The organism is Azospirillum sp. Marseille-Q6669 (assembly GCF_965111635.1).
This window is the reverse complement of record NZ_CBCOOP010000004.1, coordinates 509,023-530,263: the sequence shown is the minus strand read 5'-3', so window position 1 is coordinate 530,263 and position 21,241 is coordinate 509,023. Positions and strand designations below refer to the sequence as shown.

At 66.5% G+C, this 21,241-nt stretch carries 18 protein-coding genes and 1 pseudogene; 4 read left to right on the top strand and 15 right to left on the bottom strand.

Features of this window, described 5'->3' with window-relative positions; genetic code table 11:
• Positions 1 to 257 precede the first annotated feature (257 nt).
• Entirely contained in the window at positions 258 to 1,316 is a 1,059-nt protein-coding gene (locus tag ACWPXE_RS23865; protein WP_454018128.1) for an IS630 family transposase, read from the bottom strand.
• On the opposite strand from ACWPXE_RS23865, the gene ACWPXE_RS23860 reads away from it, so the two are divergent.
• On the top strand, positions 1,224 to 1,661 hold the full coding sequence (locus tag ACWPXE_RS23860) for a transposase (RefSeq protein ID WP_454019808.1): 438 nt from the start codon (positions 1,224 to 1,226) through the stop codon (positions 1,659 to 1,661). The genes ACWPXE_RS23865 and ACWPXE_RS23860 overlap by 93 nt on opposite strands.
• Before the next feature lie 260 nt (positions 1,662 to 1,921).
• Here ACWPXE_RS23860 and ACWPXE_RS23855 read toward each other — a convergent pair whose 3' ends face one another.
• The 7 genes from ACWPXE_RS23855 to ACWPXE_RS23825 form a co-directional block, all read right to left on the bottom strand.
• Positions 1,922 to 3,391 (bottom strand): tagaturonate reductase, encoded by a 1,470-nt coding sequence (locus tag ACWPXE_RS23855; RefSeq protein ID WP_454019807.1) that lies wholly within the window; start codon positions 3,389 to 3,391, stop codon positions 1,922 to 1,924.
• Between the two features lie 35 nt (positions 3,392 to 3,426).
• Positions 3,427 to 4,914, bottom strand: coding sequence for a UxaA family hydrolase (locus ACWPXE_RS23850; RefSeq protein WP_454019806.1), 1,488 nt, complete (start codon positions 4,912 to 4,914; stop codon positions 3,427 to 3,429).
• Between the two features lie 51 nt (positions 4,915 to 4,965).
• Positions 4,966 to 6,213, bottom strand: a complete 1,248-nt coding sequence (locus tag ACWPXE_RS23845; protein ID WP_454020055.1) for a TRAP transporter large permease — start codon at positions 6,211 to 6,213, stop codon at positions 4,966 to 4,968.
• A gap of 23 nt (positions 6,214 to 6,236) precedes the next feature.
• On the bottom strand, positions 6,237 to 6,707 hold the full coding sequence (locus ACWPXE_RS23840) for a TRAP transporter small permease (RefSeq protein ID WP_454019805.1): 471 nt from the start codon (positions 6,705 to 6,707) through the stop codon (positions 6,237 to 6,239).
• Between the two features lie 58 nt (positions 6,708 to 6,765).
• Complete coding sequence (locus ACWPXE_RS23835) at positions 6,766 to 7,740, bottom strand: C4-dicarboxylate TRAP transporter substrate-binding protein (RefSeq protein WP_035677013.1); 975 nt, start codon at positions 7,738 to 7,740, stop codon at positions 6,766 to 6,768.
• Positions 7,741 to 7,891: 151 nt separating this feature from the next.
• Entirely contained in the window at positions 7,892 to 8,908 is a 1,017-nt protein-coding gene (locus tag ACWPXE_RS23830; protein ID WP_307832782.1) for a zinc-binding alcohol dehydrogenase family protein, read from the bottom strand.
• 32 nt (positions 8,909 to 8,940) lie between these two features.
• Positions 8,941 to 9,633, bottom strand: a complete 693-nt coding sequence (locus tag ACWPXE_RS23825; RefSeq protein WP_237906654.1) for a FadR/GntR family transcriptional regulator — start codon at positions 9,631 to 9,633, stop codon at positions 8,941 to 8,943.
• Between the two features lie 235 nt (positions 9,634 to 9,868).
• On the opposite strand from ACWPXE_RS23825, the pseudogene ACWPXE_RS23820 reads away from it, so the two are divergent.
• Both ACWPXE_RS23820 and ACWPXE_RS23815 read left to right on the top strand, forming a co-directional pair.
• Positions 9,869 to 10,048: pseudogene (locus ACWPXE_RS23820) on the top strand (transposase); the annotation flags it as partial.
• 168 nt (positions 10,049 to 10,216) lie between these two features.
• The gene (locus tag ACWPXE_RS23815; protein WP_454020054.1) at positions 10,217 to 10,888 is read left to right on the top strand and encodes an IS6 family transposase; all 672 of its coding nucleotides are present in this window, start codon (positions 10,217 to 10,219) and stop codon (positions 10,886 to 10,888) included.
• A 191-nt stretch (positions 10,889 to 11,079) separates the two neighbouring features.
• On the opposite strand, the gene ACWPXE_RS23810 is transcribed toward ACWPXE_RS23815, so the two are convergent.
• Both ACWPXE_RS23810 and ACWPXE_RS23805 read right to left on the bottom strand, forming a co-directional pair.
• Entirely contained in the window at positions 11,080 to 13,791 is a 2,712-nt protein-coding gene (locus ACWPXE_RS23810) for a PAS domain S-box protein (RefSeq protein WP_454019804.1), read from the bottom strand.
• A 43-nt stretch (positions 13,792 to 13,834) separates the two neighbouring features.
• Positions 13,835 to 14,032: a type II toxin-antitoxin system ParD family antitoxin gene (locus ACWPXE_RS23805; protein WP_237906652.1), complete on the bottom strand. Its 198-nt coding sequence runs from the start codon at positions 14,030 to 14,032 to the stop codon at positions 13,835 to 13,837.
• An 827-nt stretch (positions 14,033 to 14,859) separates the two neighbouring features.
• Between ACWPXE_RS23805 and ACWPXE_RS23800 the strand changes: the two genes are divergently transcribed.
• Positions 14,860 to 15,462 carry a DUF1003 domain-containing protein gene (locus tag ACWPXE_RS23800; RefSeq protein WP_454019803.1) on the top strand — a complete coding sequence of 201 codons (603 nt, stop codon included), beginning with the start codon at positions 14,860 to 14,862 and terminating at the stop codon, positions 15,460 to 15,462.
• Between the two features lie 18 nt (positions 15,463 to 15,480).
• Here ACWPXE_RS23800 and ACWPXE_RS23795 read toward each other — a convergent pair whose 3' ends face one another.
• Genes ACWPXE_RS23795 through ACWPXE_RS23775 form a run of 5 tightly spaced genes read right to left on the bottom strand, consistent with a single transcriptional unit; the run spans position 15,481 to position 21,233 of the window.
• Positions 15,481 to 16,578: a CgeB family protein gene (locus ACWPXE_RS23795; protein ID WP_454019802.1), complete on the bottom strand. Its 1,098-nt coding sequence runs from the start codon at positions 16,576 to 16,578 to the stop codon at positions 15,481 to 15,483.
• Positions 16,575 to 17,669, bottom strand: a complete 1,095-nt coding sequence (locus tag ACWPXE_RS23790; protein WP_454019801.1) for a CgeB family protein — start codon at positions 17,667 to 17,669, stop codon at positions 16,575 to 16,577. The genes ACWPXE_RS23795 and ACWPXE_RS23790 overlap by 4 nt, the downstream gene beginning before the upstream one ends.
• A complete protein-coding gene (locus tag ACWPXE_RS23785; RefSeq protein WP_454019800.1) occupies positions 17,666 to 18,790 on the bottom strand; it encodes a CgeB family protein in 1,125 nt (374 codons plus the stop codon). Before ACWPXE_RS23785 ends, ACWPXE_RS23790 begins: the two co-directional genes overlap by 4 nt.
• On the bottom strand, positions 18,787 to 19,881 hold the full coding sequence (locus ACWPXE_RS23780) for a glycosyltransferase family 4 protein (RefSeq protein ID WP_454019799.1): 1,095 nt from the start codon (positions 19,879 to 19,881) through the stop codon (positions 18,787 to 18,789). Before ACWPXE_RS23780 ends, ACWPXE_RS23785 begins: the two co-directional genes overlap by 4 nt.
• A 44-nt stretch (positions 19,882 to 19,925) precedes the next feature.
• Positions 19,926 to 21,233: a TIGR04295 family B12-binding domain-containing radical SAM protein gene (locus ACWPXE_RS23775; protein ID WP_454019798.1), complete on the bottom strand. Its 1,308-nt coding sequence runs from the start codon at positions 21,231 to 21,233 to the stop codon at positions 19,926 to 19,928.
• Positions 21,234 to 21,241: the final 8 nt, after the last annotated feature.

The window sequence follows — 21,241 nt, the reverse complement described above, 5'->3', positions numbered from 1 at the left end:
CTGCGCAGTTGCAGGTGAACGACTTTAACGCAGACGGCCCAGCGCAGCAACGCGGCTCAGCTCGGTCGCAAAAGTACAACGATAGATCTGGACTGAGCGGATATTGAAGGTCGGGAGGGGAGGGTGGTCGCGAAAGTCCAGGCCTCAACGCAAGGCAGCGCTCAGGGATCGGCGGCGCGGAGGGGGGCAAGCGCCGCAGAGCCTTGACCCGCCGCAACTGATACCGATGGCGCATGAAGGCTTCCATTGCTTGGAATTCATGCGAATTGCGGCCACCAGTGGAACCATGTGGCGGCGCGGATACGGTCGGGATCATCGGCGAGACCGCAGCAGCGATCGGCGAGTGCTTGATCGAGGGCATCGAGATCCTCGAAGTAGGTGTTGGCGATCGTCTCGTTGGTCAGTGGCCAGAGATGCTCGGCGGGCTGCAATTCGGGGGAATACGGGGGTAAGAACTCCAGCGTGATGCCCTCCGGGATGTCCAGCGAGCCGGCGACATGCCAGCCCGCGCCATCGAGGACGATGAGCACCTGCTTGGTGGGCCCGGCCCCGACCTCGCGGGCAAAGGCGTCCAGGATAGCACCGAACATGGGCGCATCGAGGCCATCGACGAGAAACCAGATCACCTGTCCGGTGCTCGGCCGTACGAAGCCCGCGAGATACATCCACTCGAAGCGCTGGTGGCCGCGCGCCACCGGCCGGCGGCCGCGCGGCGCCCACACTCGGCGGAGCACCGGCTTCAGCCCGACGCGATGCTCATCCATCGCCCACACCTCCAAGGGTGTGTCCGGGTCTTCCTGCTGGAGGGCCTGCACACGGCGGCGGAACCGGGCCTTGAAGACCTCCTGGGCCAAGGGATCGGCTTCGGCATGGCGGGGGCGCGGTATTTGGCGGGTGAAGCCGAGCCGGCCCAGATAATCGGTGCCGCGCCGGGGTGAGACGAGCCGGCCAAGCATGCCGGCGATCCACTGGGCGACCGAGTGGCCCGTCCACAAACCGCGGCCGGGCGGCGGATCGGCCAGGCTAGTCCTCAGGCTTTGTCGCTGGTTTTCGTCGAGCAGCGGTCTGGCGCCGGGGTTGAACTGGCGCTGGTCACCCAGCCCCGCAACCCCGGCCTCGTTATAGCGTCCCACGATGACGCTGACCCAGCGCGGCGTGTACCCCGTCACCTCGGCCACGAACTGGGCCGAGCGCCCACTGGTCAGCAGCCAGATGATTTGCAGATGCGTCCGCTCCGTCGCATCCGTCGCGGCCTTGTACAGCCGATGCAACTCATCGGCGTCAAGGTGATGAACCAGGTGAACCTTGCTGCCCATGCCAAATCAGGTGGATCGGGCTCGCCTCAAAGGAAGCCTTCACACGCCGTCGGTATGAGGCCATCGCCCGGACTTCTCAGGACTCGGAGGTTGCCAAGGGTCGCGGCTTGCTCCGCCGTTTTGGGTCCTTGGCTCAAAGACGCGCTGTCCTGCGGCATTCCGGCTATCGAAACCTTCGCCGACGGCGTGAGTCAGGACGAGGCAGCCGTCAATGCGGGCCTCAGCATGCCCTGGAGCAACGGGCAGTCGGAGGGGCAGGTCAACAAGCTGAAGCTGATCAAGCGTCACATGTACGGACGCGGCAGCTTCGATCTGCTGCGCCGTCGCGTCCTCCTCGCAGCCTGATCCTGATCCACGCATAATGCGGGAGGTCCGGGAAACGGGGACCATGTCATACAATGCATCATCAAATGCCGGGACTACAAACCCAGGGGACTCCCGAGGCTTGCTTGTTTGCATCCAAACAGGCTGTCAGGGGTAGGATAGCTTTCGATACGACAGAATATGACGAAACCAAACAGTATCCAACAAAGACGTTACAATGCAGACCGCGAAGTTGAAAGCAGGAGGCCCCTTCCGTAATTAGCGGTCGGGGCCTTTTGCTGTCAGACCTCCAGGCGCGTTGCGAGGCGGGCGAAGGTGAAGGGCTCATCCGTCAGGAAGCGGATGTCCTCGATCACCTGGGCGCGCAGCGAGCGGTCGTCGATGCTGCGGCCCCAGAAGGCCGTCTCGCCGAGATAGGCGGCGACCATTGCCTCCAGCCCCGCCGGGGTGCCGTCGTCCAGGGCGCCGATCGCGCGGACGCGCTCGACGATTTCGGCGGAGTCACGCGGCGGCAGCGTGTCGGCGCCGGGGAAGCGGCCGAGGTAGAAGGCCAGCCAAGCGGCCAGCGACAGGCTCATCAGCGGCGCCGGCCGGCCGAACCGCTCCCGGTAGGCGAGCAGCCGGTCCAGGTTGCGGGTCTGGTACTTGACGAGGCCGTTCAGGCTGATGTCGTACCACAGGTGCCGGATGTAGGGGTTGCGGAAGCGGCGCAGCACGGCGGCCGCGAAGTCCTCCAACTCCGGCTTCGGCAGGGTGAGGAAGGGGATGACCTCCTCGTTGAGCAGCCGGTCGAGGAAGCGCGCCCCGGCGGGATCGCTCACCGCCTCGCCCACCGTCTCGACGCCCGCCAGCAGGGCCAGGGCGCACAGGCCGGTGTGGGCGCCGTTGAGGATGGCGACCTTGCGCGCCTTGTAGGGGGTGACGTCGGCGGTGACGATGGTGCCCTCATCATGCTCGCCCAGCGGCAGGCGCAGCGCCGGCATCCCATCCTTGCGCTCGATCACGAAGAGGTGGAACAGCTCCGCCGCCGCCATGAAGCTGTCGTCGTAACCCAGCTCGCGGCGCAGGTCGTCGGCCTCGGCGCGCGGGAAGCCGGGGACGATGCGGTCGACCAGCGTGTTGTAAAAGGCGTTCGCCGTCTCGATCCACTCGATGAAGGCCGGCTCCAGCGCCCAGTCGCGGGCGTGCAGCAGGACGATGCGCTTCAGTTCCTCGCCGTTGTGGTCGATCAACTCGCAGGCCAGCATCTGCAGGCCGGCCTCCGCAGCGCCGTCGAAGGCCTTCCAGCGCTCGTGCAGGAAGCGGGTCATCTTGCCGGGGAAGGAGACCGGCGGCTCGTCGGCGTAGGCCACCGACGGGACATAGGCGATGCCGGCGTCGGTGGTGTTGGAGACGACCACCGTGACGTTCGGGTCGCGCGCCAGCTCCAGCACTGACGCCCATTCGCCGTGCGCGGCGATCTCGTTGCGCACGCAGCCGATCAGCCGGGCCTGCGAGACCTTCGCACCGGACTCGTCGACGCCGCGCGACAGGACGGTGTAGACGCCCTCCTGCTCGTTCAGCGTCTGCGGGAAGCCGCCGGCGATCGGGCGGACGACGGTCACGCCCCAGTCGCCACCGGTGGCCTCGTTCAGGCGGTCGACCTTCCAGTCGAAGAAGGCGCGCAGGAAATTGCCTTCGCCGAATTGCACGATCCGCGTCGTCGTCGGGCGCGGCCGGCCGTTGAGAAAGGATGCGTTCAGGCGCTCCATGGTCGGCGTCCTTGTCTGAAGGGTGGTGGTGGGGTTCAGAGCGTGACGCCGGACTTGAAGATCACGAGGTCATGGACGTCGTTCTCCTCGTTGCGCGCTTCTTTGCCGTTGGCGACGGCGAGGATGCTGTCGATGAAGGACGGCAGCAGGCTGTCCACCGTGGCGGTGGCCTCGGCGATGGGGCCGGCGTTGAAGTCGATCCAGTGCCGCTTCTTCTCGGCCATGGCGGTGTTGGTGGCGATCTTCATGGTCGGCACGACGCCGCCCAGCGGCGTGCCGCGGCCGGTGGTGAACAGCACGATGTGGCAGCCGGCGGCGGCCAGGGCGGTGACCGCCACGCCGTCGTTGCCCGGCGCCTCCAGCAGGGTCAGGCCCGGCTTGCGGATGCGCTCGGCGTAGCGGATGACGTCGCGCACCGGGGAAAGGCCGGCCTTCTGGGTGCAGCCCAGCGACTTCTCCTCCAGCGTGCTGATGCCGCCGGCCTTGTTGCCGGGCGACGGATTCTCGTAGATCGGCTGGTTGTGGTCGATGAAGTATTGCTTGAAGTCGTTGATCAGGGTGACGACGCCCTCGAACACCTCGCGGCTCTCGGCGCGCTCCATCAGCAGATGCTCGGCGCCGAACATCTCCGGCACCTCGGTCAGCACGGTGGCGCCGCCGATGCCGCACAGCCAGTCGGAGAAGGCGCCCAGCAGCGGGTTGGCGGTGATGCCGGAGAAGCCGTCCGAGCCGCCGCACTTCAGCCCGATGCGCAGGCGGTCGGCGCCGACCGGCTCGCGCTTGTCCTCGCGCATCACCGCGGCCAGTTCGGTCATCGCCTCCAGCGACGCCTCCAGCTCGTCCGACACCTCCTGGGTGGTCAGGTAGCGCAGGCGGCGCGGGTCGGGGTGCTCGAAGCCCTGGGTGAACAGGGCGCGGGTGTTGTTCTCGCAGCCCAGCCCCATGACCAGCACGCCGCCGGCGTTGGGGTGGATGGCGAAATCGCGCAGGATGTTGCGGGTGTTGTCGAGGTCGCCGCCGAGCTGGGAGCAGCCGTAGGGGTGCTCCAGCACCATGACGCGGGAGCCCTCGGGCAGCAGGCCCATCTTCTCGAAGCGCTTGGCCGCGTTCTTGGCGAGGCCGTTGACGCAGCCGACCAGCGGGATGATCCACAGGTCGTTGCGCACGCCGATCTCGCCGTTGGCGCGGACGAAGGCCTGGATGGTCGGCGCCTCCCGTTTGGCCGGCGTCGCGTCGTTCGCCGGTCCGGCGTAGGCGTAGTCCTGCAGGCCGCCCAGCGCGGTCCCGATGTTGTGGGTGTGGATGTGCCGCCCCACCGGGATCGCCTCCTTGGCGAGGCCGATCACGCTGCCGTACTTGATGACCCGGTCGCCCGGCTGGTGCGGCGTCACGGCGAACTTGTGGCCCTGCGGCACCTCGTCGAGCAGGACGACGCCCAGACCGTCGATCGCGGTGCCCTGGGCCAGCGGCTCTAGGGCGACGGCGACGGTGTCGCTGGAATGGATCTTCAGGTACTTCGACATGTCAGGCCCCTTGGGGGAGAAGCGAGGGAAGCGGGAGGGCGGCAGGAGGGCTTAGCGGGCCAGGACCAGCGAGAGTTCCGGCACGAAGGTGACGATCATCAGCGCCACGAACAGCGCCACGAAGAGCAGGGTGGATTGCTTCATGAAGTCCGAGATCTTCACCTTGGCGAGGTTGCAGACCAGCAGCATCACCGTGCCCACCGGCGGCGTCAGACAGCCGACCGCGAGGTTCACGATCACCACGATGCCGAAATGGATCGGGTCGATGCCGAGCTGGTGCACCGTCGGCATCAGCAGCGGGACCATGACGATGAGGATCGCGTTGCCCTCGATCAGCATGCCGAGGAACAGCAGGAGCAGGTTGAGGATGAGCAGGAAGACGTACTTGTTGTCGGTCAGCGCCGTGATGTAGGTCGCCAACTGCTGCGCCGCCTGCTCCAGCGACAGGATCCAGGCCAGCGCCGAGCAGGCCATGATGACCAGCATCACCGACGAGGTCGCCTTGAAGGTGCCGACCAGGGCGTCCACCACATGGGCGACGCGCATCTCGCGGTAGATCACGAAGCCGATCACCAGGACGATCAGCACGGCCACCGCGCCCGCTTCCGTCGGGGTGAAGATGTTGGCGCGGATGCCGCCGATGATGGCGACCAGCAGGACCAGCACCGGCCAGGCCCCGATCAGCGCGCTGGTGGTCTCCGACCGGGTCGGCCAGCTGTCGCGGGACGGCGGATAGCCGTTGCGCTTGGACACGATGTAGGCGGCGACCATCAGCATGGCCGCCATCACGATGCCGGGCAGGATGCCGGCCATGAACATGGCGCCGATGGAGACGTCGGCGACGAGGCCATAGATGATCAGCGCAATGCCCGGCGGGATGATCGGCGTCACCAGCGCGCCCGACGCGGTGACGGCGGCGGCGAAGGCGCGGTTGTAGCCCTTGCGCTCCATCTCCGGCACCAGCATGCGGGTCAGCATGGCACTGTCGGCGAGGTTGGAGGCGCTGACGCCGCCCAGCAGCGTGCTCAGCATGATGTTGGTCAGCGCCATGCCGCCGGTGAACTTGCCGACCAGCAGGTCGGCCACGCGCAGCAGGCGCTTCGCCACGCCGGTGTGGTCCATCAGCGTGCCGAGCAGGATGAAGAAGGGAATCGCCAGGAGGGACAGATTCTGCGAGGCGCCGATCAGCCGCTGCACCGCGATTTGGTCGGGCACCGGGCTGAAGAACACAAAATATACAAGAACGGATGCGAAAATAGCAATGTAAAGCCGCATGTTCAAAGCGAACAGGCAAAGCATGATGAGAATGATGACGGGCCAGCTCATGGCGTCTTCCCCTTCGCGATCACCATGATGTCGATAAAGCAGCGGCGCAGGAGATAGGCGACGAGGCCAACTGCACCGACCGGAACGGCGATGTCGATCCAGAACCACGAAATCTGAAGAATTTCAGTCAGCTTGTACTGGGCGCTCTGGGCGAGCAGATAGCCGAGCCAGCCGGCGTAGGTCAGAACCACGATCGACAGGGCCGAAACGGCCAGATCGACCGCCGCCCGGATGCGGGTGGGCAGAAGGTCCACGAACAGCGGGATGTCGAGATGCTGGCCGTCACGCTCGGCGACGATGGCGCCGATCATGATGATCCAGATCATCAGAAGCCCGGACATTTCCTCGCCCCAGTGCAGCGGGGCGTCGAAGATGTAGCGCGCGAACACCGCCGCGATGGTCATCACCACCAGAGCGGCCAGCGCGCCTCCCGCGACGACCGATGGCAGACGCCGGATCAACTCCATGGCATACTCCTCCTAACGATCCGGGCGGAGCGGCAACCCCGCCCGGATTTGCTTATTTTTACTTGAGGTCCTTCTGGATCTGCTCGTACAGGCCGGCCGACCACTTGGGGAACTGGGTGTAGACGACCTTGGTGGCCTCGCGGAACGGCGCCGGATCCGGCTGGATCACGGTGACGCCGGACGCCTTCATCTTCTCGATGAACTCGGCGTCCTGCTCGGCGGCCAGCTTCTGGCTGTAGAGGCCGGCCTCGTAGCCGGTCTCGTGGACCATCTTCACGACGTCCGCCGGCAGCTTGCTGAAGAAGGCCTCACCGCCGACCCACACCGACGTGTTGGTCAGGTAGCCGACGAGGCTGAGATACTTGGCCTGCTCATGCAGCTTGGCGCCATACAGCACGGAGATCGGGTTCTCCACGCCGTCGATCAGACCGGTGGTCAGGGCCGGGTAGACCTCGCCCAGCGGCATCGGCGTCGCGGTGGCGCCCATCGCCTCGATCGTCTTGATCTGCATCACGTTGTTCGGGACGCGGATCTTCATGCCCTTGAGGTCCTCGGGCGTGTTGATCGGCTTCTTGGCGAGGATGTGGCGCACGCCGTACAGGTAGTTGGACATGACGATGTGCACGCCCTTCTTGCGCAGCGCCTCGTCCTTCTTCTTGAACCAGTCGCTCTCGTAGATCTTGAAGAGCTTCTGGGGGTCGTCGGTCAGGTACGGGCCGAACAGAACGCCGAGGTCCGGATCGTAATCCTGCAGGAAGCCGACGTCGGACAGGGTGATGACGTTCATGCCCATCATCGCCTGTTCCATCACGTCCTTCTTGGCGCCCAGCTGGGAGCTGGGGAACAGCTTCAGGGTGACCTCACCCTTGCTCTTCTCCTTCAGAAGGTCGGCCCAGTGATGCATCACCCGGTCGAGCGGCTCGCCCGGGTTGTTCTCGTACGCGACCATGATTTCGGTCTTGGCCATGGCGCCGGACGCGGCACCGATGGACAGCACGCACGCGGCAAGGGCGGACGCCAGAAAGCGCTTCATTATTTCCTCCATAGTGGATGCCGGAGGGCCCGTCTGTGGACGGCGCCCATAGGCAGATTCCGCCGACAGGGCGGAACCCGGCGACGGGACCGGCACGCCCCGCCGCGGCAGTTCTGATGACGACAGCGCCTTGCGGGCGCCGCCGGAACGGTCAGCGCTCGATCATCACCTTGACCGTGGTATCGCGCTCCTTGGCCCAGTAGGGCAGGGCCTTGTCGGCCTCCTCGAAGGGAAAGACCTTGGAGATCAGGTCGTCGGGGGCGTGGTCGAGCGTTTCGAGATAGCGGATGACGGCCTGGAAATCCTCGGAGGTCGCGTTGCGCGACCCCATGATGTCCAGCTCCTTCAGGTTGAAGAACTGCGTCTTGTAGGACACCGGCTCCTTGGCGTAGCCGATGTAGACGACGCGGCCGGCGAAGGACACGAGGTCGATGGCCTGGGTGAAGGTGGCGGGCAGGCCGACCGCCTCGATCACCACGTCGGCGCCGTCACCGTTGGTCAGCTCCATGACGCGGGCGGCCACATCCTCCTTGGCGGCGTCGATGGTGTGGGCGGCGCCGTAGCGGCGGGCCAGACCGGTCTTCGCCTCGCCGATGTCGACCGCGATCACCGTGGCGCCGCGATGGACGGAGCCGGCAATGGCGCCCATGCCGATCATGCCGCAGCCCAGCACCAGCACGGTGTCGGCCGCCTCGACGCGACCGCGCGCCGCTGCGTGGAAGCCGACCGACAGCGGCTCGACCAGCGCCAGATGGCGCGGCGCCAGCGTGTCGTTCAGGATCAGCTTGCCGTAAGGCAGGACGATGCGCTCGGCCAGACCGCCGTTCTGCTGCACGCCCAGCGTGCGGTTGCTGCGGCAGGCGTTGACCCGACCCTTGCGGCAGGACGGGCAGGTGCCGCAGGCGGTGTAGGGAATGACGATGGCGCGCCGGCCCACGGTGTATTCAGCCGGAACGCCCTCGCCCACAGCGGCGATTTCGCCGCCGATCTCGTGGCCGGGGATGCGCGGCAGGGAAACCAGCGGGTTCAGCCCCTTGAAGGTGCTGAGGTCGCTGCCGCACAGGGCGACGTGGCGGATGGCCAGGAGCACCTCGCCGGGGCCGGGAGTCGGCTCCGCCACCTCGTGGATCGCGCAGACGTCCACGCCTTCGATCATCAGTGCTTTCACAGGTGATGTCCTTTTTTAGGAAGCGGACGTGTTCAGGGCATGGGCGTAGCCGAAGGCTGCGCCTCCTGGTTGAACACGCTTTCGCTGAATTGGAAGTGTGCGTTGCTGGCCTCGACGGCCTTCTCGACGGAGCGCTCGCGCAGCGCTGCGATGATCTGGCGATGATAATCGACCGTGGTCGGCCCGATCACCGCATTGCTCTTGCCGATCTCCATGTAATAGATCATCGGCTGCGACATCGCCTGATACATCTTCTGCAACATGGAGTTGCGGGATGCGGCGACGATGGCGGCGTGGAAGCGGAAGTCCACCTCCGCCGCTTCGCGCACCGTCAACTGGTGCTCCATGTCTTCGGCCAGACGGTTGAGCCCGTCGATCTCCGCATCGGTGATGTGCCGGACCACTTCAGGCAGCACGCCGATCTCGATGATCCGGCGGAACTGCAAGACTTCCCGACAGGTTTTGACGCTGCGGTCGAAGCATTGATCGAGAATACGGAACATCGCCTCGATGTCCGGCTTGCTGGCGCGCGGGCCGCGCTGCGTCTTCTCCACCAAGCCGTAGGCTTCGAGGAAGATGATGACTTCGCGGATCGTGTTGCGGCTGACGCCGAACCGTTCGGCCAGCAGACGTTCGTTCGGAAGCAGATCGCCGGGCTGGTAGCGCTCGGGAATCTCCTTGCGAAGCTCTTCGAAGATGGCCTTGACGGTTGAGACGCCGTTCATGATCGCGCCGCCTGAAGTTTGGTCCAACAATTGGACAACTGATGGCGAAACGATAGCACCGTGCGGCGGCGCACGAAACGGCAAAGAGAGTCATAAAATGTTGAAAACAGCGCTGTTAACGCATGATGCAAAACGTAGCGCACGCTCCGAGAGAAAAACGCGATAGCGTCCACGCCCGGCGGGCAGCGCCTCTACTCGGACTTGGCGATCACGACGGCCTTGAACCTTGCGCGCCGTGTTCCGGCTGCCGTTGCACCAAACCGAAGGCTTGGTCGGCTCCATCGTCCAGCTGGTTGGCGTGGACTTTGCCGTCCCGGACCATTCCACCCTTAGCCGCCGCGCCCAGACCCTGGACCTCCCACCGGAGCCGGTATCTTCGGGCGGCGCTGTGGAGTTGCTGGTCGACAGCACGGGTGTGAAGCTGTGTGTTCCCGGAAAATGGTTGGTCGAAAAGCAAGGGCCCCAGCGCCGACGCGCGTGGAAGAAGCTGCGTGCCGGTCTGGTTGCCGTGACCGGGCAGATCCTCGCGGTGACCCTGACCGACCACGATGTTGATGACGGCTCGCGGCATTATCTTGCTCGGATGTCGCTGCTCTTGTATGCCCGCCATCAATTTCCGCCCGCCGTCATCCGGCATGCGATCTGGCTCTATCTGCGGTTCACCCTGAGCTACCGGGATGTCGAGGAGCTGCTGGCGGGACGCGGCGTGAACGTGTCCTACGAGACGGTGCGGCGCTGGGTCGTGAAGTTTGGCCCGGCCATCGCCGGCAACCTGCGGCGGCTCCGGCCGAAGCCCAGCCCGCGCTGGCACTTGGGTGAGATGATCATCCGGATTGGCGGCTGGCTGATGTCCCTGTGGCGGGCGGTCGACGATGAGGGCGAGGTGCTGAAGGTGCTCGTTCAGCGCCGACGCGACAGGGCGGCCGCCGGCAAGCTGATGCGCAAGCTCCTCAAGAAGCATGGCTTCGCGCCCACCCAGGTGACCACCGACCAGTTGCGCTCCTATGGGGCGGCGTTCCGGGAGATTGGCTTGGCGGCGCGCCATGAGCAAGGCCGCCGCCAGAGCAACCGCGCCGAGGTCTCGCACCAGCCACTACGGCGACGCGAACGGAAAAGCCAGCGCTTCAAATCGCCGGGGTCCGCCCAGCGCTTCGTCTCCCTGCACGCCGCCGTCTACAACGGCTTCAACCTTCAGCGCCACTTGGTCGCCCGTCACACCCTGCGCACCTTCCGGGCGCAGGCCAGGGCCGACTGACAGGCCGCAACCGCCGCAGCGTGAGTAAAGCTGCGAATTCAGTCTGCACCCCGGCTCGGTTCCCGTGGCAACGCCTCTCCAATTGCATGATGAGGAGGTATCATGCCAGCCACCGACAGAAGAATGAGCGGTGCGACGATATCACGGTGGGAAGAGGCTCGACCGAACCGGCCCGTTCACAAAAAGCGTTCTCATCGCCCCCGCAGCCCTTCCTCGAGCAATGCCTCCAGTCTGGTGGGATCGATTGGCTTGTGCAGCATGCGAATGCCGGTCCGCCCGGCTTCGGCCAGCCGTTCAGCCGAGGTGTCGCCGGTCACCAGAACCGTGATCGGCGTGCCGCGTCGGCGGGCTTCGCTGATGATGACCACGCCGGTCTCTCCCGCACCCAGGGAGTGATCGGCGATCAGGATGTCCGGTGGAGCCTCAAACTCCTTCAGCATGATCCGGGCCTGCGCCAGCGTGCGGGCAGTGCGCACGGACACGCCCCAGCTCCCTAGGGTGACCTCCAACGCTTTCAGCACCATTGGTTCATCGTCCACCACCAGGGCCGTCCGGCCCCGCAACGTCCCGTAGAGCGCCTCTCGTCCAGCGGCTGGCACCTGCGCTTCGTCTTCTGCCAACGGAAGCGTCAGGCTGAAGGTGGACCCTTTACCGGATTCGGAGCGGACCGTCACCCGGGTCGCCAGCAGATCGGCGACCCTCTGCACGGTGGCGAGGCCGATGCCGAAGCCGCGTGCATGCTCACGGGTCGCGTTTCCGATCTGGTAATAGGGATCGAAGATGCGCTCCATCTCCTCCGGGGCGATGCCCCGCCCGGTGTCGGTCACGTCGATCGCCAGCTGGTTCTCTTCGACTCGCGTCTCCACCGTGACGCCGCCCTGTTCGGTGTATTTGATGGCGTTGGAAATCAGGTTGCGCAGCACCAATTCCACCAGCAGCGGGTCGGACCGGACCGATCTGGCAGCCGGCGGCATATGCAACCACAGCTTCGCCTCGCGCGCCGGGCCTTGGAACTCGCCGTAAAGACGCTTCAGCAACTCGTCGAGGTCGAAGACCCGCTCCTGCGCCGTGAGCAGGCCGGCGTCGAGTCGCGCCACCTCCAGGAGCCCGCTCAGCATGCCCGTCAGGCTGGTCATGCTGTCCGACAGCGGCTTCAGCAGTTCGTGCGCCTTCGGGTCGAGCGGCTGCCGCCGCAAAAGCTCGAGAAACAGATTGGCCGCCTGCACCGGCTGGCGCAGATCATGGCTGACCGAGGCGAGGAAGTTCGACTTCTCCCGGCTCGCCGCCTCGGCCGCGTCACGTGCCTGTTGCAGCAAGGCTTCGGCGTGCTTGCGGTCGTGGATGTCGGTCGAGGTGCCGAACCAGCGGAGGATCGCGCCACCGTGCGGATCGCGGTAGGGCAGGCCGCGGACTAGGAACCAACGGTACTCCCCCGTCTTCGAACGGAGACGATGCTCGGCAAGGAAAAGGCTGCCCGCCTGCTGTGCCTCTTGGAAGCGCTCGGTCGTCAGCGCCGCATCGTCCGGATGGATGAAGTCGGCGATGACGTCCGACACCGTGGTTGGCGCCGTCCGAGCGTCGTAAGCGACACCCGTATAGTCGGTCCATTGGCGGTTGAAGAACTCGACCCGTCCCTCGGCGTCGGTGATCCAGACGATCTGCGGCACGGCGTCCGCCATCAGACGGAACCGCGCCTCGCTTTCGCGCAGGGCCGCTTCGGTCTCCCGCCGGACGGTCAGATCGGCCGTGACCGCCAGGAAATGGCTCTCGTCCCCGTCGTTGCCGGGCACGATCGTGATGCCGCTGTTCGCCCAGACGTGCGTCCCGTCGGGCCGCCGGTAGCGCTTGTCGAGCGCCACGGTCTCACCCGTCCGCAAGGCCTGTTCAATGGCTTTGCGGCTCGCCGCAAGATCATCCGGGTGGGTGACGTCGGCGACGGACAAGCCCACGACCTCCTCCCGCGGACGTCCCAGGATTCGGCAGAGTTCGTCGTTCACGCGGAGGAAGCGGCCATCCGGCGTGAGTTCCGACAGGCCGACCGCCGCTCGGGCGAAGAGGGCGGACAGCCGCGCCTCGCTGCGCCGCAGGGCCTCGTCGGTGCTCCGGCGGGAGGTGATGTTGCTGGCGGTCCCGAACCACTCGCAGACCTCGCCGTCCGCATCCAGGATCGGCACCGCTCGCGAATGCGTCCATCCCAGTGATCCGTCGACCTGCCGGACCCGATGCTCCAGATCGAAGGCGCTCTTGGTCCGGATGGCTTCCCGTACGGCGTCGAGAAGCTGCGGCTGATCGTCCGGATGGATGTACTCTTCGAGCCACGCCTTGTTGCCGTCCGTCGTATCGGTGAGGAAGCCGTGCCCGTCAAGCTGCCGCAGTTCCGTCCAGTCGATGTTCATGCGGTAGATGGCGTAGGAGGAGGCCTTCACCAGGGCGCGGAAGCGGCTCTCGCTGTCGCGCAAGGCGAGTTCGGTCCGCTTGCGGTTGGTCACCTCATGCACCGTCACAAGGACGCCCGCGATGGTTCCGGCATCGTTGCGAACCGGACTGTAGGTGAGGTCGAACCAGGTTTCCTCCGCGACGCCGTTGCGCTCGAGGATCAGCTTCTGGTCGTCGAACCCGCGGGATTCACCGTGGAGCACGGCCTCGTAGATCGGTCCGTTGAAGTCCCAAACCTCGGGCCAACACTCGCGGGTGGGTTGGCCAAGGGCGCGGGGATGTTTGCCGGCGGTGATTTCGGCGTAGCAATCGTTGTAGATCTGGATGAGGTCTGGTCCCCAGAGAACAATCATGCCAAGCGGGGAGGCAAGAATCAGGTCGACGACTACCTGCAAGGACAGAGGCCAGTTCGCCTTCGGTCCGAGGGACGTCGCAGCCCAATCATGGGTCCGGATCAGCGCTCCCATGGCCCCGCCTCCACTGGGCCAATCCAGCTCCGAACCGATGCCGTCAGGGATCATGGCCGCCGCTTGTGGCAGGAGGCTGGGCAAGCGACGCCGGCGGCAGCGCAACACGCTCCTGAAGCAGGCGCAAGCCGTCGCGCACCACTTCGCTGGCCGTCTGGTAGCGACCGGACGCCACCAGAGTCTGGACGAAGCGGTCGAGTTCCGGGGTGAGGGAGATGCTCTGGCTGATGCGCCTGGACATGTGACCATCGCAACGGAAGGGAAGCGGTGCCACAGAGTACGACACCGAGTTGGAGCCCGGAAGTCGACCGAAGGGCATGATACCTCCAGTCATAGTTTTCAAACGGGGGGAGCAGCGGTGGCAATGCAGAAGACAATGCAGCGGGCGTGTCTGAGAGGCAAGCTGGGCTGGATCGGGCTTGGATCAAATGCATCGGGCCGTAAGCATCGAGCGGTAATGAAGCAACTCTAAAGCGCGAGATGCTGATCTTTGATTGAATGTCAATCTGTTACTGAGCCTGAAAAGTTGCATGAATGGCGCCGCCACCTTGTCGGTTGTTTGATTGCTGGGGAATGGTTGGCCCATCAGGCCGCTATGGGCGCGGCAACGCTGGACATGCGGGTTCTTGCTAAAGACACTCCCAAGGAACTAGGCGGGGCACTTTTCGCCACCCCGGCGGCGCAAAATATCGTGCCGCCGGGGGGGCGAAAAGTGCCCCGCCTGCTGTTGACGCCGGAAAAGGGAGCGTAAGTTCGGACGTGGAAGCGGTCGCTCGTGAGAAAAAGAGGCAGTCTCCGCCTAATGTTGTGGTGAGCGAGTTCTGATTCGCCGGTTGGACGACTGGGCTGCAAGCTATTGCCGCGGCCCGTCGGTCGATGGTGCCGGTCACCGGCAACCTACCGCTGCACAACCCCTTTTCCCGGGGGATCTGAAGCTGCCCCAGGCAAAAGCCTCCACCACCTCCAGCAACCGGGGAGCGCCATTGAGCGCAGCCTGTGGGTCGACCGCAATCCCAATCTTGGAAGAGGAACGAAGCAAAGAGGATTCACTTAGGCAAGGCAGACGCCATGAACACACAACCGTCCCAGCATGGCGGAGATCGCGCGGAGACGTCCGCAAGCCCACCAACCTACCCGCCACCATCCCCCGGCTTGAGCGCCGTGCTCGAGCGGAACATCCAGGCGCTGCACCAGCGCAGGGAACGGGAGGAGGTCGAGGCGACCGCGGAGGAGCGGATTGCCGACGCGATCACCCGCTTCACCGGCAGCATGACGTTCGTTTATCTGCATTTGGCATTCTTTGGTTTTTGGATCATCGCCAACCTGGGGTGGGTGCCCGGCGTTCCGCGCTGGGATTCCTCCTTCGTCGTCCTGGCGATGATTGCGTCCGTGGAGGCCATCTTTCTGTCCACCTTCGTGCTCATCAGCCAGAATCGGATGTCCGAGGTCGCCAGCAAGCGGGCTGATCTCGATCTGCAAATCAGCCTGTTGGCGGAGCACGAAATCACCAAACTGACGGCCCTGGTGTCGTCCATGGCCGATCACATGGGGGTGAAGACGGACGTTGACTCCGATCTGGACATCATCAAGCAGGATGTCGCCCCCGAAGCGGTGCTCGACCAGATCGAGGCCAAGAAGTCTCCGAAGAAGCCCACGGACCGGGAGCCGTGATGGGCTGTTTGCGCCGCATCATTGAATGGGCAGTGCCGCACTGGTGTTGTGACCGGCCCTTCGCATCGCGCACTCCAGTTCCCGTTCCAACATTTCCGCGCGATGCGCGGCGGTGTGGTGTTTCAGGATTCGCTGCCGCGCCCTTGCGCCCATCGCTTGGCGGGTGTCCTCGTCCAGTTGGTGAAGGGCGTGCAGAACGTCGTCGGACGTGTGGGCGAGGATGATCTCCCGGTTCGGCTCCAGCAGCGCGTCGAGGCCGTCCCAACAGTCGGAGATGATCGGAGTGGCGCAGGCGGCGGCCTCGAACAGCCGGACGCTGGGGCTGTGGCCGGCGCGGATCATGTCCTCGCGCGTCACGTTCAAAGTGAAGCGGCTGACCGCATAGAAGGCGGGATGCTCGGCTGGAGGAACATGATGCCGACGTTCGACATTTCCGGGCCAGGCGATCCCGTCGGGGTATTGCGGACCGGCGACGACGAAGCGCAGCGATGGCGCACGCCGGGCCGGCTCCAGCAGCAACCGCTCCAGCGTCGGTTGCCGGTCGGGGCTGTAGGTGCCGAGATAGCTCAGATCCCAGCGCTTGGGCGTGGGCAGGGGCGCGTAGGCGTCGGCATCCACGGAGCAATGGAGCGCGCGCGCCGCCGGAGAGCCGTAGCGGGATTCCAGCCGCTCCAGCGTCGGTCCGCCCGTGAAGGAGAAATACACGTCATAGCCGGGAATGAGGGCAGGGGAGAGATACTCCTCATCGCCGCGTTCCAGCTTCGCCAGGGTCACCGGCGTGTCGATGTCGTAGAAGGCGACGATCCCCTGCGCGGTTTCCTGCGCCCAGCGGCCGACGGCGACGCCGTCGGGCACGTAGGAACCGACGAGCACCGCGTCGGCCTCCTCGACCGTTCCGGCCCACCGTCGCAAGCCAGGGAGATCCTTGTAGAAGGCCAGCCGGCAATAGCCGGGATCGGCGAGATCGCGATTCTGCGCGTACCAGGGAACGTCGCGCTCCAGGAACAGGATGTCGTGGCCGCGTGCGGCGAACGCCTTGAGAAGGGCGCGGAAGGTGGTGGCGTGGCCGTTGCCCCAGGAAGAGGACAGGCTCAGCCCCAGGACGACGAGCTTCACGCCGCGCTCCTTTCCCGCAGCGCCGCCAGGGCGTCGCGCAGCAACACGTCGACCTCCGCGCCGCGCCGTGCGTAGGTGTGTTCCGCAAGGGCGCGACGCCGCGCGGCGTCGCCGATGGCGCGGGCACGGGCCGGGGTGAGGGCGCGCAGATGATCGGTCACGTCCTGGCCGTCGCGGGCGACGAGGATCTCCTCGTCCGGGGTGAGGAACCATTCGACCCCCGTCCAAGCGTCGGTGATCAGGCAGGCCGCCGCTCCGGCGGCCTCGAACACCCGCGTGGCGGGCGAGAAGCCGACCTCGGCCATGCTGTCGCGGGCGATGTTCAGAACCGCCAGCGCCGAGCTGTTGAAGGTGTTGTGGTCGGCGGTGCCGACATGGCCGATGTGGGTGACGTTGGCCGGCAGCCCCTTCGTCTCCCAGCCACTGCCACCGATGATGTAGCGCCCCTGCGGGTTGTGCGCGGCGGGCTCCAGGAAGAAGCGTTCCACCCGTTCCTCGCGGTCGGGCAGCCGGTTGCCGAGAAAGCTGAGATCGGCGGCGAACCGCGGTTGGGGAGGTGCCGGCTGGTGCGTCGCCGGGTCCAGCGCGTTGTAGATGGGGCGGCACAGGCGGGCGCCCATCGCCTCGTAGGCCGCGACCACCGGCGGGCCGCCGCCATAGGTCAGCACGGCGTCGATCCGCGGCAGCCGGTGGCGCAGGGGATGGTCCGGCGCCTGCCGAAGCTCGGCCAGGGTGGCGGGAGCGTCGACATCCCAATAGACACGCAGAGCGTTGGGACTGGCGGCATCCATCACGCCATCGAGCAACTCCTCGTCGAACACGCCGACGCCGCTCGCCTTCACCACCACGTCGGCCTCGGCGGCGCGGGCGATCACGGTGCGGCAGGCTTCGGCAGTGGCCTCGTACACCACGACGCTGGCCCAGCCGGGCGGCTCGATGTCTCGGTGCTTCTGGCGGTCGAAGGCGTCCGGTTCGTAGAAGGTGACGTTCCAACCCCGCTTGGCGAGTTCGCTCAGCATGCCGCGATAGTAGGTGGCGGCGCCGTTCCAGTAGGAGGAAAGCAGGCTCGAACCGTAGAAGGCCATCTTCATCGGACAGGCTCCAGCATCGAAGAGGGAGTGGGCGTGCCAGCCAGAGCGGCGGCGATGGCGAGCAGCTCACTGGCACGGTGGGCGCAGCTGTGGCGGGCGCGGATCGTTTCCAGGCCGTTGCGGACCAACGCCGCGCGGAGGTCGACGTCGCTGTCCAAGGCACGCAGATGGGCGGCCATATGGGCACCGTCGCGGGCGACCAGGAAATCCGTTCCCGGTCGGAACAGGCCTTCGCAATCGCTCCACGGCGCGCTGACCAATGGGATGCCGCAGGCCAGCGCCTCGAACACGCGGATGGTCGGGATGCCTGGCAGGGATTCGACGTAGAAACGGCGCGGCACATGAACGGTGAGCCGATGGCGGGCGAAGGTCGCGGGGGCGCGGACGTTGGGCAGCCAGCCCTTGTAGGCGATGCCGTGCCGCTTCAGCGTCGCCAGGGCTTCGGCGGGGTAGCGCACGCCATAGACGTCCAGAGGCAGACCCGCGGCGCGGGTGGGAGCGAACAGAAAGCTCCCCAGCTCCTTCGTCCGCTCGCCATCGCCCCAATTGCCGATCCACACCGCTCCGCTGCGCCGCTCCGCTCCGGACGGCGGGTGGAACAGCCGGATGTCGGCGGCTTCGTGCCAGACGAAGACCCGATCCTTCCAGCCCCAGCGCCGGTACACGGCGGCCAGAGTTTCGCCGAAGGCCAGGACGCCGTCGTAGCCGGAGAGATCGAAGGCGGAGATGGCCTTCGGATCACTGACCGCGCGATGGTGCGTGTCGTGGAACAGCAGGAGAAAGCGACCGCCCTGCGCCCGCGCCCGGCCCACCGCCGCGACCAGAGCCGGGTCGTTCCATTCATGGACAATGACCAGATCGGCCCCGTCGCACAGCGCCGCCGCGTCGGCATCGGCCGTGAAGGTCAGCGAGGTCAGTTCCGGATAGGCGGTCCGGTAGGGCGCCAGCCCCGCTTCGCCATGATCGGCCAGCAGGTTCCGCAGGCTCCATGCGCCCTCCGGCTCGAAGACGCGGACCTCATGGCCGAGGATGATCAGCTCCCTCAGGACGCCGCGCAGGAAATGGGCGTTGCCGTGGTTCCAGCAGGACGCCAGCGAATGGGTGAAATAGACGATCTTCACGCGACGGCCTCCTTGCAGGAGGGGGTGGAAGTGTGGCGGGCCAGGACGCTGCGGTAGAGACTGCGCATGCCGGAGGCCATCGACTCCATGCCGTATTGCCCGGCCTTGAGCCGCGCCGCCTCGCCGAGGCGCCCCGCCTCCCCCGGATCGTCCAGCAGGCGGCGGATCGTGGCGGCGAGGGCTGCGCTGTCCTTCGGCTCCACGAAGAGTGCGGCGCCGTCCCACAGCTCGCGGAAGGTCGCAATGTCCGACAGCACCAGCGCACAGCCGGCCTGCGCGGCTTCCAGCACCGTCAGGCCGAACGGTTCGTAGAGCGCGGCGGAAGCGAAGACCGGTGCCCGCGCCAGCCACGTCGCGACCGACGCCGCATCCAGGCGCCCGAGCGCCGTGGCGTGACACAGGCTCCGGCGATGCCCGCCCGGACCCTCCAACGAGCCAGCGGCGACCACCGGTGCCTCCAGCAGCGCCGCCGCCGCGTCCAGCGTTGCGATGTTCTTTCCATCGTCCCACAAGCGTCCGGCGGTGAAGACGAAACGCTCCCGTCCGCCCGGCCCACCGCCTGGAGGAGGACGGCGTCCGTTGCGCACCACGACCGGTGGCGGCAAACCATAGGCGGCGGCGGTGGCCTGCGCGAAGGCGGCGCTCGGCGCCGCCAGCGCATCGCAGGCTTGGTAGCCCCGCGCCAGAACCTCGATCCGCCAGAGAAAGTCGCCCGGCAGGGCGCCGCCGCGCAGGGTGACCCACCACGTCGCCAGACAGGAATGGCAGACCCCCACGACCGGAACCGTGAATCCGGCGTCCGCTGCCAGGGCCGGGCTGTTGAGGTGGACGAGATCCACCTCCAACCGCCGAGCGAGCGCTCCCAGCGCTTCGGCACCGCGCCGGATCGCGGCCGGGTCCTCCGCCATCCAGTCCAGCGGGAGGCCGGTGTCGATCAGCTCCAGGCCGGGGATGGCGCGCGCCGCCGCGGTCTGGTCATCCTGCGGTGACGGCCCAAGCACCGCCAGCGTAACGCGCAGGCCGCCTGCCGCCAGTTCCTGCGCGAGGTCGAGCGCGTAGGTCCACACTCCGCCCACGCTGTCCGCCGTCATCAACAGATGCGCGGGGGCTGGATGCGCGGGGGCTGCCGGGGGCGTCACCGGCAACCGCATGCGGCCTCCAGCTCATGCAAGGGCAGGGGCTCCTCCTCCTGAATGTCGCTCAGTCGCGCGAATTGGCGCAGATAGTGCTCGTGCGCCCTTTCCCATGCCCGGTCGTCCGGTTCGCCCCACAGGCGGCGGTAATCGGGCGAAGCGGGGTAGGGGTAGAGCGGCACCGGATCGTTGGCCCAGACGCCGGCACCGTGCAGCCTCTCCCGCCATCGCGCGACGAGCCCGGCGTCGTCGCCGGCCATGGCGATCAGGTTGGCCTGGACGAAGGGCACGCTGCGCCGGGCGTGGATCAGGCGGTCGGCCAGCGCGTCGGTGCTCATGCGGCAGTTCTTGTCGAGCGCCGCGCGGCCCTCCTCGGTCAGGCTTTCCACCCCGGCCTCGATCGACACGCAGCCGGCGGCCCCCAGGAGATCCAGCAGATCGGGCTTCCACAGGTCGATGCGGGTCTGGATGCCGAACTCGACCGGACGCTCCACCAGCGCTTCCAACAGATCACGGCGGGGCAGGAAGATCTCGTCGATGAAATAGACGTAGCGCACGCCGGCGGCGGTCAGCCGATCGATCTCCTCCAGCACGACGGCGGTGTCGCGGCGTCGGTACTGATCGCGGAAGTCGATCTTGGCGCAGAAGGAACAGGTGTAGGGGCAACCGCGCGACGCCTCGACTTCGGCCCCCGCACCGAGCGGTTCGGTGCCGTAGCGGTGGTGATGGTGGTGATGGCGGTTCAGCCATTCGGCGGGCCAGGACAGCGCCGGCAGATCGACGAAGCGGCCAGCGTGCGGGCCGCCGGTGACGACGGTTCCGCCGCCGCCGCGGAAGGCCAGCGCCGGAACGCCGTCCAACTCCGGCTGGCCGGAGTCCAACCGGTCGGCAAGCCGTCTCACGATCTCCTCGCATTCGCCCCGCACGACAACGTCCACGCCCAGCTTGTCCAGGGCTGCACCGGGGGTGGTCGATCCATGCGGCCCCACCGCGACGGTCCGGCCGCCGCGTCCATTCAGTGCCAGCAGGAAATCACGGGGGATTCGCAGCTCCGGCGGGGCACAACGCCAGAACAGGTAGGTCGGCGCGGTCGTCACCACGGTCATGCCGGGTGCGAAGCCGGCCACCCGATCCGCCAGTTCGCCGTTCGACAGTCCGGTCAACGGCCCGTCGAGCAGCAGGACCTCGTGTCCGGCCTGCTCCAGCAGCGCCTTGCCGTAGCCCAGTTCGAGGGGCAGATGCGGCTCGCGGCAGCCGAAATAGATGCTGTGCGCGAAGGTCCAGGCCGGGTTGACCAACGCCACACGCATCACGTCGC

What these genes read in the sequence shown, in the direction of transcription:
- ACWPXE_RS23790 (WP_454019801.1), bottom strand. Translation starts at nt 17,669, where the DNA reads ATGAAGATGGCCTTCTACGGTTCGAGCCTGCTTTCCTCCTACTGGAAC.
- ACWPXE_RS23840 (WP_454019805.1), bottom strand. Translation starts at nt 6,707, where the DNA reads ATGGAGTTGATCCGGCGTCTGCCATCGGTCGTCGCGGGAGGCGCGCTG.
- ACWPXE_RS23805 (WP_237906652.1), bottom strand. Translation starts at nt 14,032, where the DNA reads ATGTCCAGGCGCATCAGCCAGAGCATCTCCCTCACCCCGGAACTCGAC.
- ACWPXE_RS23825 (WP_237906654.1), bottom strand. Translation starts at nt 9,633, where the DNA reads ATGAACGGCGTCTCAACCGTCAAGGCCATCTTCGAAGAGCTTCGCAAG.
- ACWPXE_RS23800 (WP_454019803.1), top strand. Translation starts at nt 14,860, where the DNA reads ATGAACACACAACCGTCCCAGCATGGCGGAGATCGCGCGGAGACGTCC.
- ACWPXE_RS23810 (WP_454019804.1), bottom strand. Translation starts at nt 13,791, where the DNA reads ATGGGAGCGCTGATCCGGACCCATGATTGGGCTGCGACGTCCCTCGGA.
- ACWPXE_RS23815 (WP_454020054.1), top strand. Translation starts at nt 10,217, where the DNA reads ATGTCGCTGCTCTTGTATGCCCGCCATCAATTTCCGCCCGCCGTCATC.
- ACWPXE_RS23865 (WP_454018128.1), bottom strand. Translation starts at nt 1,316, where the DNA reads ATGGGCAGCAAGGTTCACCTGGTTCATCACCTTGACGCCGATGAGTTG.
- ACWPXE_RS23850 (WP_454019806.1), bottom strand. Translation starts at nt 4,914, where the DNA reads ATGTCGAAGTACCTGAAGATCCATTCCAGCGACACCGTCGCCGTCGCC.
- ACWPXE_RS23835 (WP_035677013.1), bottom strand. Translation starts at nt 7,740, where the DNA reads ATGAAGCGCTTTCTGGCGTCCGCCCTTGCCGCGTGCGTGCTGTCCATC.
- ACWPXE_RS23845 (WP_454020055.1), bottom strand. Translation starts at nt 6,213, where the DNA reads ATGCTTTGCCTGTTCGCTTTGAACATGCGGCTTTACATTGCTATTTTC.
- ACWPXE_RS23775 (WP_454019798.1), bottom strand. Translation starts at nt 21,233, where the DNA reads ATGCGTGTGGCGTTGGTCAACCCGGCCTGGACCTTCGCGCACAGCATC.
- ACWPXE_RS23860 (WP_454019808.1), top strand. Translation starts at nt 1,224, where the DNA reads ATGCGTCCGCTCCGTCGCATCCGTCGCGGCCTTGTACAGCCGATGCAA.
- ACWPXE_RS23855 (WP_454019807.1), bottom strand. Translation starts at nt 3,391, where the DNA reads ATGGAGCGCCTGAACGCATCCTTTCTCAACGGCCGGCCGCGCCCGACG.
- ACWPXE_RS23780 (WP_454019799.1), bottom strand. Translation starts at nt 19,881, where the DNA reads ATGACGGCGGACAGCGTGGGCGGAGTGTGGACCTACGCGCTCGACCTC.